This window comes from Flavobacteriaceae bacterium (assembly GCA_003443635.1).
GTDB lineage: Bacteria > Bacteroidota > Bacteroidia > Flavobacteriales > Flavobacteriaceae > AU392.
In genome coordinates, this window is sequence record CP031964.1 from 2,037,277 (window position 1) to 2,051,169 (window position 13,893).

Consider the following 13,893-nt stretch of genomic DNA (forward strand, 5'->3'; position numbering starts at 1 on the left):
TATTGTTAATACTTCCTTATGTTAATTTATAATAAATATATTTGAACACTAACACTAAAATACTACCAAAACTATGCAAGTTTTAAAAGCAATGCTTAGCTTTAAATTTCTTAAGCGATTAGGTTTTATTTCCTTTTTATGTTTAGGTTTAATAAGTACAGCACAAAAAAAAGACTCCTTATCTAATCAAACAAAATTTAAAGGTTTACCTCTTGAAAGTGGAAGAGTTTTAAAGTTTAACACCACAGAAGGTACTTGGTTATCTTTAGATATTAGTCCAGACGGGAAAACAATCATTTTTGATATGTTGGGTGATTTATATACTATCCCTGTAAGTGGTGGTAATGCAACTCGTATTACAGATGGATTAGCTTTAGATACCAATCCACGTTTTAGTCCTGACGGCAAAAGCATTGTTTTTACTTCAGACAGAAGTGGAAATGATAATGTTTGGACAATGGAATTAACTTCTAAGGAAACCCAACAAATTACTAAAGATAAAAAGGGAGAAGTACAATCTGCAGATTGGTCTCCTGATGGTAATTATATAACTGTGGCTAAAGGCAAAAGAAGCTTAAAATTACATTTATACCACAAAGATGGCGGTGGCGGTACTCAACTTATTAAAGAGCCTAGAAATTTAAAAACAATTGAGCCTACATTTAGTCCAGATAATAAGTATATTTATTACTCAAGACGTACTGGAGCATGGAATTACAATGCACAATTACCACAATACCAAATAGCACGTTATGATCTTGAAACTGGGCGTTCTGCGACAGTTACATCTAGATATGGATCTGCCTTTACTACAACTTTATCTAATGATGGAAATTGGATGGTATATGGTTCACGTTATGAAGAAAAAACAGGATTGGTTTTACGTAATTTAAAATCCGGCGATGAGAAATGGCTAGCTTACCCAGTTCAAAGAGACGAACAAGAATCTGTAGCGCCACTAGGTGTTTTACCTGCAATGACATTTACTCCAGACAATAAAAATGTATTAGCATCATATGGTGGTAAAATATATAAAATCCCTGTTTCTGGAGGCAATGCTATAGAAATTCCTTTTAATGTTAACGTAGAATTAGCAATAGGTCCAAAATTAGAGTTCAAATATCCTATTTCTGATGAGAAAGAAATGTTTGCAAATCAAATACGCTATGCAAAACCTTCACCAGATGGAAAACAATTGGTTTTTAGCGCTCTTAATAAATTATATATTATGAAGCTTCCTAATGGAAAGCCAAAACGCTTAACAAAAATGGATATCGCAGAAACTCAACCAAGCTGGTCTCCAGATGGTAAAGAAGTTGTGTATACCACTTGGTCTGAAGCAAATGGAGGACATCTTTACAAAGCTGGAACTGCTAATAATTCAACTCCTGTTAAACTAACTAGAGAATCTGCTTTATATGGTACACCTGTATGGGATGCAAAAACTAACCGTATCTTATTTACTAAAGGAAGTGCGCAGAATTTTAGAAATGCTTATTTAAGAGGCGCTTTTTCTGGTGCTGAAGATTTTGCATGGATACCTTCGAATGGTGGTGAAATTACATTTATTACTAAAACTAATGGAAGGAGGAATCCTCATTTTATTGATACTGATGATCGCATTTATTTGAGTAGTGGTCGTGGATTAAGTTCAATGCGTTGGGATGGTACAGATGAAAAAGATATTATAAGTATTACTGGCATTGTAACTTTTGGAAGTGCTACAGATGATAGTGATCATTCACATTTAGATCAAGATCATATTCCAGAAGAAAATGCTCAAGGTGCTAGACCTGTAGAAATTTATATGGCACCAAAAGGAGATAAAGCAATGGCATTGATCGCTAATGATGTGTATGTAGTTACTGTTCCTAAATATGGACAAACACCTAGAATATCTGTTGCTAAACCTGAATCATCTCAGTTCCCATCTAAAAAGCTTACAATTTTTGGAGGAGAGTTTCCAGCTTGGTCCTCAGATGCCAAAAAAGTACATTGGTCTCTTGGAAGTGCACACTTTATATATGACTTAGAAACTTCTAAAATTGAAGAAGATAGGTTAAAAGCAGAAAAAAAAGCTCGAAAGAAAGAGTTAGAAAACCTTCCAGAAGATAAACGTAAAGAGGAAGAAAAAAAGGATAAAGAAAAAGCTAAGAAGGATAAAAAAGAGACTTATAAAGCGACTGAACTTAAAGTAAAAGTTGAAATTACTAGAGATATTCCTAAAGGAACTGCTTTAATTAAAGGTGCACGTATCATTACTATGAACGGAGATAATGTAATTGAAAATGGAGATATTTTAATTGTAGATAACCGTATTAAAGGTGTTGGTCCTTCAGAAAGTTTAGACGTACCAAGAAATGCAGAGATTATTGATGCTTCTGGAAAGACAATTATTCCTGGTTTGGTAGACACACATTCACATTTAAGAACTTATTCTGGAATTCATAAAAGTCAAGTATGGTCTTATGCAGCTAATTTAGCTTATGGTGTAACTGCTTCTCGAGACCCTCAAACCGGTAGCACAGATGTATTAACATATTTTGATCTAGTAAAAACAGGAGAAATGTTAGGGCCAAGAGCATACTCTACGGGGCCAGGTTTAGGATCTTGGGCATATTACTTAAAAAGTTTAGATCATACACGTGAAGCTTTAAAGAAATATAGCGAGTATTATAATACTAATACTATTAAAATGTATAATGTTGGTAATAGGCAGCACAGACAATGGGTTATTGAAGCTTCAAAAGAGCAACAATTAATGCCTACTACAGAAGGTAGTTTAGATTTTAAACGTAACATTACTGAAATTTTAGATGGTTATCCAGGACACGAGCACTCCTACCCTATTACGCCTATATATAAAGATATTATTCAAGCAGCTGCACAATCTAAAATTGCTTATACACCTACACTTTTAGTGTCTTATGGTGGACCTTGGGCAGAAAATTATTTTTATTCAAGAGAGAATCCATATCACGATAAGAAAATGCAATACTTTACGCCTTATACAGATTTAGCTAGTAAATCTAGGAGAAGACCAGGTTGGTTTATGGATGAAGAGCATGTATTTACTAGACATGCCGAGTTTGTTGAAGATTTAATTAATGCTGGTGGTTTAGCAGGAGTTGGTAGTCATGGTCAATTACAAGGTCTTGGATTTCATTGGGAGCTTTGGGCAACAGCATCAGGAACATCTATCGTAAATGCTCTAAAAGCTGCAACAATACTAGGAGCAAAATCTATAGGATTAGATGGAGATATTGGTTCAATTGAAGTTGGAAAATTAGCAGATTTAGTGATTTTAGAAAGAAACCCACTAGATGATATTAGAAATACAAACACAGTAATTCAAGTAATGAAAAATGGCCGTTTGTATGATGGGAATACTCTAGATGAAGTTTATCCAAGGCAAAAGAAAGCTGATAGTTTTTGGTGGCATCAAGAAAAAAAACCACAAAACTTGCCAGGAGTTAAAAATTAATTATAATATTAATATTAAAAAACCTCGTTCTATTTGAGTTTAGAATGAGGTTTTTTAATTCATTATCTTTACAATCAACTAAAATTGATAAAACTATTATGAAAATTTATAAAATAACATTTATTATTCTGTTTTTAGTAGCTTTTAATTCGTGTGCAGAAAAAGATACTACTCATGAAGATTTAAAAGCAGCATTGACTCTCTACTCTTCTTTTGATAATGGCGTTGAAGCAGATTTTGCTTTAGGAGATAAACAGTTATATACTGTTCCAAATCGTAGAGCAAGAGATTCTGCTAAAGTTGGATTACATAAACCCGATATTAAATTAGTAAAAGGTCAAGGTAAATTTGGTGGTGGGCTTTTATTTACAGAAAGAAGTAGAGGTAACATTTATTATCCAAGTACTAAAAATATTGCTTATTCTAAAACTGATTGGAGCGGAGCTGTATCATTTTGGCTAAGCCTCGATCCAGCTACAGATTTGGAACCTGGATATTGTGATCCTATCCAAATTACAGATGTTAGTTACAATGATGCTGCAATTTGGGTAGATTTTACAAGAGATAATCCAAGAGACTTTAGATTAGGTGTAATTGGAGATCGAGATGTTTGGAACCCTAATCCCGATGGTCCAGATAATGAAAATGAAAACTTTATTAAAGCTTTAGCTGCAGTTAAAAATCCTCCATTTGCAAAAGGACAATGGACACATATACTTATTAATTTTTCTAATTTAAACACCGAGAATGGTCAAGCTTCATTATATATGAATGGTGAACTAAAAGGAACGCGTTCAAATATATCTGATCCTTTTACTTGGGAGTTAGATCAATCAAACATTTATTTAGGTTTAAGTTATATAGGATTATATGATGAGCTATCTATTTTTAACAAACCTCTGTCTGAAAAAGAAATTACAACTTTATATAATTTAGAGAATGGAGTTAAAGAGTTATTAAAATAATTACTTTAAATGAAACATAACAGCTTATTTTCTATAGTGATGCTATTGTTGTTTTTTACGGTATCAGCTCAAGAGCAAACAAGAAAACAGTCTTTTTTAATGGATGCTCCGGATAATTGGAGAAAAGAAACTTTAACTTTACCATTAAGTTTTGCTCCAGAGTTAGATTATAAAGGCTTGGAGTTTGTAAGATTTTCTAGTGGATGGGGTGATAAAAACAGTGAGGAATTCTGGACTTATAAATTTGCTTGGCATCTAGATGTAGATCCAAATATTACAGCAGAAAGTTTAAATAAAGAATTAAAAATTTATTTTGATGGCTTGCTCAATCTTGTAGGTACAGGGAAAGGTTTAACAAAAGAAGCAATCGTACCTACTAAAACGAATATTATTCGTAGTAACAGTGAAAAATTGTTTATAGGTGAAGTAACTATTTTTGATGTGTTTTTTACAGAAGCGCTAAAAATTTTAAATGTAAAAGTATCTACTACCTATTGTGAGATTACAAAAAAGCATATCGCATATTTTGAATTTTCTCCTCAACCCTATCAACATAAACTTTGGGATATAATGAATCAAATTATTATTCCTTGTAAATAATGTAGGGATTCAAGACTTAAAAACTCCAACTTGATTAAGTTGGAGTTTTTTTATATCTACTATTTTACTAATCTTGTATTGGGATAAGCAGATTGCCATCCAAACCAAAAAGCATTAAATGTGTTTATACGCCTCAAAATATTGCCATTATTATCTTCTAATCTATTTTCGTAAACAGTCCATTTTTCACCTTCTATATCTATTGCTGTTATATTTTTATCGTAATTTTTAAACGATTCGTTATTTCGTTCGTATACACGATTTGCTCCTGTATTATCTGTTAATACCACAAACTTTTGAGTACCGATTTTATCTTCATAAATAGGATGTTTTTCTAAATATTTAACAGAAATTGCCAAAGGTTCTTCTTGAAGCTCTGGAAAACGAATCGCTAAGATAGATTGTTTATTTTTTAACTTTTTATTTACTTCCGGGACATTAAACATGAGTTCATCAGTTGCAAAATAATTTTGATAGGCCACACCTTCACCATAATCTCTTCTAAAACCGGTATTTAAAGCTAAAACTGTTGTTTCTGGGTGTCTACGTTTCCATTCTCCCCAAGTTGTCGTTATTACACTCAAATATTCAAATTCAATTCCTTTATCAACCAAAGGCCCTACTACTGGTTTCCCCCATAATGTATTCCAAAGGGATTGTGTTTTTTTATCATACATTAATTTATTAGATCTATATAAAAATCCACTAGTACCCATTTTATATTTTATTCCACTATGCTCTGTTTTGTAAAGAATTACCGTGCCACATAAAGTACAATACACTCCAGCGACAGAAATCCCTCCAATATCATCTGTAAACATTTCATGCCAAGCTAATATACGTTTGGGGTAAGCTCTAAAATCTCCATTAATTTCAACACCAAATACCACATTATCATCTTCTAAATATCTAGCTTTATTAGCTAAAATCATCTTGGGATTCCTCAATGGTGGGATTCCATCTTGTAAAACACCACCCCATCGAATCTCATCTAAGCGAATAGTTCTTTCATTTTGTCTATCTAAGAAATATTTTGAGAAATGAAAATCTATATTTTTATGCAATTCTGCTTTAAATTCGTGATATTCATTAGTTAATTGTTCTTCTTTGTTCCATATCCATTCGTACCATTTATTAAAATCGTAACCAAATTTTTGTTTCGTTTTCTTTTCTAATAAGTTTAAGTAATTATGTCCTGATGATTGGTTTACTTTAAAATAAAAAAGTTCTAATATCATAATTTCGTATTCAGATTTCCAATGTTCATCTATCCACTTAATGGATTTTGATTGTATATCTATATCTGAATTAGAAATTAACGTTTTAAAGTGTTTAAATCCTTCTACATCTGGTAAATAATTCTGGCTGTTAATAGAAATTATGAATGTAAAAAAGAAAATTAATCCAGCTATAAAAGTTTTGTGTATATTCATTTTTGTAAGATCTATTTTATTTTGAGTCGTCTAATTATATAATAGCTAACTCATTGATAATTAAAAAGTGATAATTTGTAACATATTATGAATGTTACAGTCTAGTATGTAAATTAGTTTATGAAAAAGAAAGTTTTCTTAATTATTAAAGTATATATCCTTACTTTTCTTTTAGTATTTATTCTGTTATTTTTTAACACTTCATTTTCAAGATCACTAGAAGCATTATATACTTTAATGACTACTAAACAAGGACTATTATTTTTTCACAGCATTTTTATCGTCGTTTATTTAATCTTTTTAATTTCACGTTACTTTATTAGACTTTATAAAAAGAAAGGAATAAAAATTGCCTTTAAATACTTTTTATTACGTTTGATACTTCCTGTTTTTATTATTGTCATTTCAATAAAACTAATTATTCATAATAATACACAAGAAGATTTCAATTTTATTTGGGATCATAGTGTAGAAAACACAAAAGAGTATTCTAATAACTTATACAAAACAGATGGAAAACACAGAGGAATGAGCGTATATCGCTTGGGAAGGAATAATAATTCTCAAATTAATAATTTATTAAAAACTAATATAGAATGGATTTCCCTGTTTCCTTATTTCTATCAAAAAGATGAGCAATCTAAAACAGTAAATGTTCCTGATGAAGTTGGAAAATGGACTGATAGAGATTCTATTTTTATGAATGATATAAAAGCATTGCAGGATAAAGGAATTCATATTATGCTTAAGCCTCATTTATGGATGTCTGACGGTTGGCGTTCAAACATTAAAATGAATTCAAAAGCAGAATGGGATACTTGGTTTGAGTCTTATAAAAAAAATATATTGCATTATGCAAGAATGGCAGAAGCAACAAATGTAGAATTACTTTGTATTGGCACAGAATTAAGATCTTCTGTAGAAAACCAACCAAATCAATGGAGGGTTTTAATAAAAGAAATTAAAAAAATATATAATGGTAAGCTTACTTATGCTGCAAATTGGGATGGAGAGTTTAATAATATTGATTTTTGGGATGAATTAGATTATATAGGTGTACAAGCTTATTTTCCATTAACATTAACTAAAAACCCAGATTTAGAAACTATAAAAAAAGGTTGGGATAAACACATTAAAGTATTAGAAGATATTTCTATAACCTATAATACTCCTGTTTTATTCACTGAAGTAGGTTATAGAAACGATGCTTACGCTACTGTCGAGCCCTGGGTATGGGGTTCTATATTTACTAGATTATACACTAAAAAATCTGATAAAACTCAACAACTTGCTTATCAAGCACTTTTTGAAAAACTATGGAATAAAAAATGGTTTGCTGGAACTTATGCTTGGCAATGGAGTAGCGGTGATTTTCCTATTCGCTCTAAACCAGCTCAAAATACAATTGCTAAATGGTATGGGAAAGAATAAAATTTTATTAAATGAAGAAAGCCGAGATTATTACACCTCGGCTTTCATTGTTTAAATGTTTACTAACCTAAAACTTAAACAAAATATAACTTATATTAATTATTTGCTGCTCCCAAAGTAGGTGAACTTTCTTCAAACCAATCTGCTGAAGTGTTGCCTTCACCATCAAAAGCAAAACTATAATTAATGTCAGAGATTTGAGGGATAAAATCACCAGCTGTCCAAAGACCAGCACCTACAGCTACTGGTTCTCGTTGGTTACCTCCATCTCCCCATTGTACGAAATCTACCATAGCAGCTGAACTTCCAAAAGCATTACTTGAATATAATCCAAATCCACCATCTGTAACATTTAAATTAGGGTATTCTATTACCAAATATTCACCTGGCGCCAAATCAATATTACCGCTAACAACTGTTACGCTAGCTGCGTTTCCAATTTGTCTATAAGTTCCACTACCTAAACACAACCAGTGATCACTCAAATCAAAATTTACATTTCCATTATTAAATATTTCAATTTGTCCACCAGTACCTGAAGTATTAAATTGGATTTCGTTTATTACCACTGAGCTGTTTACAGCTGGAGGAACTGCATCTCCATTTTCTGCTCCAAATGACGGTGTTGTAGTCTCAGCAAAATCTGCTGCTGTATCTCCTTCTCCATCAAATATTATACTATTGTTTACATCATTTACAACCGTCACAAATTCTCCAGCTGTCCATATTCCTGCAGCTACTGCTGTAGTTTCTCTTACACTTCCTGCTGCTCCCCATTGTACGAAATCTGATATTGTATCTGGATTTGCAAAACCTGTATTATTAATATAAAGACCTAATCCTCCTGTACCATTTACTCCTGATATTTGACCTGCAGTTACATTTAATTGATCGTAAGTTACTACCAAGAACTCTCCTGGTGCTAAAGTTGTTGATCCAGAAACTGCTGGTAATGCACTTAACTGTCTGTATGTTCCAGGACCTAAGCATAAAAAGTATCCACTAATATCTGCTGATACATTTCCGTTATTTAAAATCTCTACACGGTCTCCTAAATATTCTACTTCATTTAACACTATTGAACGTACTGGAGGAACTGCTGCTCCATTTTCTGCTCCAAATGATGGTGTAATTGTTTCTGAAAAATCTGCTGCTGTATCTCCTTCTCCATCAAACACAATACTTGTATCTTCTACATTAGCAACTGACACAAATTCTCCAGCTGTCCATATTCCTGCAGCTACTGCTGTAGTTTCTCTTACACTTCCTGCTGCTCCCCATTGTACGAAATCTGATATTGTATCTGGATTTGCAAAACCTGTATTATTAATATAAAGACCTAATCCTCCTGTACCATTTACTCCTGATATTTGACCTGCAGTTACATTTAATTGATCGTAAGTTACTACCAAGAACTCTCCTGGTGCTAAAGTTGTTGATCCAGAAACTGCTGGTAATGCACTTAACTGTCTGTATGTTCCAGGACCTAAGCATAAAAAGTATCCACTAATATCTGCTGATACATTTCCGTTATTTAAAATCTCTACACGGTCTCCTAAATATTCTACTTCATTTAACACTATTGAACGTACTGGAGGAACTGCTGCTCCATTTTCTGCTCCAAATGATGGTGTAATTGTTTCTGAAAAATCTGCTGCTGTATCTCCTTCTCCATCAAACACAATACTTGTATCTTCTACATTAGCAACTGACACAAATTCTCCAGCTGTCCATATTCCTGCAGCTACTGCTGTAGTTTCTCTTACACTTCCTGCTGCTCCCCATTGTACGAAATCTGATATTGTATCTGGATTTGCAAAACCTGTATTATTAATATAAAGACCTAATCCTCCTGTACCATTTACTCCTGATATTTGACCTGCAGTTACATTTAATTGATCGTAAGTTACTACCAAGAACTCTCCTGGTGCTAAAGTTGTTGATCCAGAAACTGCTGGTAATGCACTTAACTGTCTGTATGTTCCAGGACCTAAGCATAAAAAGTATCCACTAACATCTGCTGTAGAATTACCATTATTTAAAATCTCTACTCGATCTCCTAAATATTCTACTTCATTCAATACGATTGAACGTACTGGTGCTACAGCATTTCCATTAGCTTCTCCAAAAGATGGCGTTGCAGTTTCTTCCCAATCTGCTGCTACATCTCCTTCTCCATCAAATATTATACTATTATCTATACCATTAACAACAGATACAAATTCTCCAGCTGTCCAAATTCCAGCTTCTACTGCTGTAGTTTCTCTTACACTTCCTGCTGCTCCCCATTGTACGAAATCTGATATTGTAGTTGGATCAGCAAAACCTGTATTATTAATATAAAGACCTAACCCTCCTGTACCAGAAACATTATTTATTTGCCCTGCATCTGCATTTAATTGATCGTAAGTTACTACCAAGAACTCTCCTGGTGCTAAAGTTGTTGATCCAGAGACTGCTGGTAATGCACTTAATTGTCTGTATGTTCCAGGGCCTAAGCATAAAAAGTATCCACTAATATCTGCTGATACATTTCCAGTATTTAATATTTCTACTCGATCTCCTAAATATTCTACTTCATTCAATACGATTGAACGTAATGGTGCTACAGCATTTCCATTAGCTTCTCCAAAAGATGGAGTAGTAGTTTCCGAAAAATCTGCTGCTGTATCTCCAGTTCCATCATATATAATACTTGTTCCTGTATTTGTAGTTACAGTAACAAATTCACCTGTTGTCCATATACCTGCATCTACTGCTGTAGTTTCTCTAATACTTCCTGCCGCACCCCATTGCACGAAATCTGCTAATGTACTTGGATCACCAAAAGAACCACCTTGAGTATATAACCCTAAACCTCCTGTTCCTGGAGTATCATTAATTTGTCCAGCTGAAGTATTTAATTGATCATAAGTTACTACTAAAAAGCTACCAGGATCTATACTAGCAGTTTCGTTTGTTAAATCTCCTATTCTTCTATAAGTACCAGGACCTAAACATAAAAAATAATCGTTAATATCTGCTACTGCACTTCCAGTATTTAATATTTCTACTCTATCCCCTAAAAACTCTATTTCATTAAGTACTACAGAAATAGGTGCTTCTGGAATTGGAGCCTCAACGATTGTATCGTCATCATTTGAACATGATGCTATAAACATCATTGTAATAATTGCTAATAATAAGTTTGTTTTCTTCATCACTTACATTTTAATATTTATTTATTTTGATTTAATTTACCTACAAGTAGTCTTTATATATTTTAAAACTTTCATGTATAAAGTTAATGTTTTCTTAAAATATATTTATATATTTTAATTTTTAATTCATTGATTATTAATTATTTATAATTATTTTTTGTTAAATCAATTAATTCAAGCTAAGTATTAAAAGGGGTAAGAAATTTCTTTCCACCCCTTTTCGTGTTTAAATTAATCAACCAACTTAAAAAACCTAAACAAAACTATTTTTAGTAAACAATAAATGCTATACTATTCTTATCGAGGTTGGATATCAATACGAATTAAATTATATCCTCCTCTTGGGTCTTCTAAAAACACTACTCCTGGACCATTATCAATAAGCCCTTTTCCAAACTGTACGTCTGTTAATGCAGCTTGTCTTCTAATAATTGTGTTATCATCTGCAGGTCCTTGATTAGGGCCAGCTTGTCTTGGAGCCTGATTAGAACCAAACCCTACAGGTTCATCTTCTTCAGTACCTAAATCAAATAGGTATGATTCATCACTTTCAGAAGTTCCTGAGAAAGGAGTACCATTTTCATCAAATAAAGCAACTCCATTATTATTATAAGTAATAAACCAATCGTTAGAGTCTACAAACATAGTTCCTATTCCTAATTTATAATTCTGACCTTGTGGTACTTCAATAGTAAAAGTAAGATCTTCACCTGGACCAACATTTGCTGTTTCTGTACTAGCAGATACAGGTAAACCTAAACTTTCAAAATAAGCTACAGCAGGTGCATTATTACCATCTTCTGCCAATTGTTCTAATCCACTTTCAGGGTTAACAGTAGCTCCTTGAGTAAAAAATGGATCTGAATCTGTGTTAAAAGCATATACAAGTCCTGGAGAGAATACTGTTAAAGTAGAAGCTAAACGTAATGGAGCTCCATTTGTTCCAGTTTCATTAAACCAAGCATCTAAAGCATCTGGATTTCCATCTTCTGCTATACCTTCTAAACCTACACCTCTATCTTCTTCACCTAAAGTGAATAATGGTTCTGGTTGAGTATGTAAAACAACAATACCAGGAGTAATTACAAATCCATTTTGAGAACTAACTGGCTGTGCTGGATCCGGAGTTCTAATTGCGGTAATTGTTAACGTAAACGTTCCAGCAGAACTTCCATCTCCTACTTGGTAGTCTAATATAGCAGTCATATAGAAATCTCCTCTACGCCCACCTCTATCTACTAATCTTACTAGTGGGTTAGCATCGTCTGGTCCTACATTTGCACCAGCTGGAGGGAAAGTAGAAGGATCGTTATCTGCTTCAGTACCTAAATCGTATAATACTAATTGGTCTGCAATATCTACACCGTCAAGTGCTGGCCCTCCGTTAGGAAATAAATCAATACCTGCAAGATCTTCTGGCGCTAAGAACCAATCGTTACTGTTACCCATCATAGTTACAGGGAAGAATTGTGTCCCTCTTACTGCTGGGAAAGTAATTTGATATTGATCTCCGTCCATAGTTAAAGGACCACGTGTAGGAGCTTCTCCAGTTCTAATTCTTTCAGTAAACGTATGTACGTTTAAATAATCGATTACATTGCTTATTGTAATATCAAATGTAGTTGTTTGATTTTCTGTATCATTAGCTAAACCTAAAGATGGGTTAATTTCTTCAGCCCAATCTGTAGAAGCGTCTCCTTCACCATCAAATTCAATACTATAGCTTTCTAATCTTACAGTAGGAACAAAATCACCAGCAGTCCAAATACCAGCTTGTACAGCTACATTTTCACGAGCAGTTCCAGCAGCTCCATATTGTACGAAATCTACAATAGCATCTGGATTAGCAAATTGATTTACTGAATATAAACCTAAACCTGCTTCATCATCTGGCATTGAGTATGGCAATGCTAAGAATTCTCCTGGTGCAAGTTGAATATTTCCGCTTTGTGGTGTTATTCCACTAATTTGTTGATATGTTCCAGGGCCTAAACATAACCAGTATGTTTCAAGATCTACAGTAACGTTACCATTGTTAAATAGCTCTACTATGTCTTGATTTCCATATTGTACTTCGTTAATTACTATAGAACGTACTGGCATCATTAATTGATTAGCTTGACCAAAAGTAGGAACAGTAGTCTCTGCCCAGTTAGCTGCACCATTACCATTACCATCAAAAACAATACTATTATCTGAACCTAATACAGTTGGTACGAATTCACCTAAAGTCCAAATACCAGCTTGTACAGCTACACTTTCACGAGCAGCACCAGCTTCTCCATATTGTACGAAATCTACAATAGCATCTGAATTAGCAAATGTATTTGTAGAATATAAACCTAAACCTGCACTATCATCTGGCATTTCATAAGGTAATACTAAAAATCCTCCTGGTTGTAGATTAGTAATCGATCCGCTTTGAGCTGTAATGTCACCAATTCTTTGATAAGTACCAGGCCCTAAGCATAACCAATAATCGCTTAAATCTGCTGCAGATGATCCCGTATTTTGGATTTCTACAAGATCATTTGTTTGATATTGTACTTCACTTAATACAACTTCGATTGCAGCAGGAGCATCCACTATTGGGTCTTCTACTACATTATTGTTGTCATCATCAGAACATGATGAAACTATTAATGCAGACATAGCCAATCCACTTAATAGTGCTTTTCTAAATAAATTTTTCTTTTTCATAGATTTTTTTGTTAAACTTTTATTTTTCTTTCGAATTTTAAATCTGGTACAAATCAATGCTATTACTGGCTTATACATAA

At 33.2% G+C, this 13,893-nt stretch carries 7 protein-coding genes; 4 read left to right on the plus strand and 3 right to left on the minus strand.

The window, feature by feature from the left end; all coding sequences use genetic code 11:
* Positions 1-91: 91 nt before the first annotated feature.
* From D1817_09325 to D1817_09335, 3 genes are read left to right on the plus strand one after another with little or no spacing between them, the layout of a single operon-like run.
* Positions 92-3,484, plus strand: coding sequence for an amidohydrolase (locus tag D1817_09325; GenBank protein ID AXT21258.1), 3,393 nt, complete (start codon positions 92-94; stop codon positions 3,482-3,484).
* A gap of 44 nt (positions 3,485-3,528) precedes the next feature.
* On the plus strand, positions 3,529-4,449 hold the full coding sequence (locus D1817_09330; GenBank protein AXT20075.1) for a hypothetical protein: 921 nt from the start codon (positions 3,529-3,531) through the stop codon (positions 4,447-4,449).
* A 48-nt stretch (positions 4,450-4,497) separates the two neighbouring features.
* Entirely contained in the window at positions 4,498-5,049 is a 552-nt protein-coding gene (locus D1817_09335) for a hypothetical protein (protein ID AXT20076.1), read from the plus strand.
* A gap of 59 nt (positions 5,050-5,108) precedes the next feature.
* Here D1817_09335 and D1817_09340 read toward each other — a convergent pair whose 3' ends face one another.
* On the minus strand, positions 5,109-6,482 hold the full coding sequence (locus D1817_09340; protein AXT20077.1) for a DUF3179 domain-containing protein: 1,374 nt from the start codon (positions 6,480-6,482) through the stop codon (positions 5,109-5,111).
* Positions 6,483-6,719: 237 nt separating this feature from the next.
* Here D1817_09340 and D1817_09345 point away from each other — a divergent pair, with 237 nt between their 5' ends.
* The gene (locus D1817_09345; GenBank protein AXT20078.1) at positions 6,720-7,913 is read left to right on the plus strand and encodes a hypothetical protein; all 1,194 of its coding nucleotides are present in this window, start codon (positions 6,720-6,722) and stop codon (positions 7,911-7,913) included.
* A 95-nt stretch (positions 7,914-8,008) separates the two neighbouring features.
* Here D1817_09345 and D1817_09350 read toward each other — a convergent pair whose 3' ends face one another.
* Together D1817_09350 and D1817_09355 are read right to left on the minus strand one after the other, a co-directional pair.
* Positions 8,009-11,113: a hypothetical protein gene (locus D1817_09350; protein ID AXT20079.1), complete on the minus strand. Its 3,105-nt coding sequence runs from the start codon at positions 11,111-11,113 to the stop codon at positions 8,009-8,011.
* A gap of 297 nt (positions 11,114-11,410) precedes the next feature.
* Positions 11,411-13,891 carry a hypothetical protein gene (locus D1817_09355; protein AXT20080.1) on the minus strand — a complete coding sequence of 827 codons (2,481 nt, stop codon included), beginning with the start codon at positions 13,889-13,891 and terminating at the stop codon, positions 11,411-11,413.
* Positions 13,892-13,893: the final 2 nt, after the last annotated feature.

Excerpts from the sequence above, each read along its gene's own strand:
- D1817_09325 (AXT21258.1), top strand. The coding sequence starts at position 92 with ATGCTTAGCTTTAAATTTCTTAAGCGATTAGGTTTTATTTCCTTTTTA.
- D1817_09330 (AXT20075.1), top strand. The coding sequence starts at position 3,529 with ATGAGGTTTTTTAATTCATTATCTTTACAATCAACTAAAATTGATAAA.
- D1817_09340 (AXT20077.1), bottom strand. The coding sequence starts at position 6,482 with ATGAATATACACAAAACTTTTATAGCTGGATTAATTTTCTTTTTTACA.
- D1817_09345 (AXT20078.1), top strand. The coding sequence starts at position 6,720 with ATGACTACTAAACAAGGACTATTATTTTTTCACAGCATTTTTATCGTC.
- D1817_09350 (AXT20079.1), bottom strand. The coding sequence starts at position 11,113 with ATGAAGAAAACAAACTTATTATTAGCAATTATTACAATGATGTTTATA.
- D1817_09355 (AXT20080.1), bottom strand. The coding sequence starts at position 13,891 with ATGTATAAGCCAGTAATAGCATTGATTTGTACCAGATTTAAAATTCGA.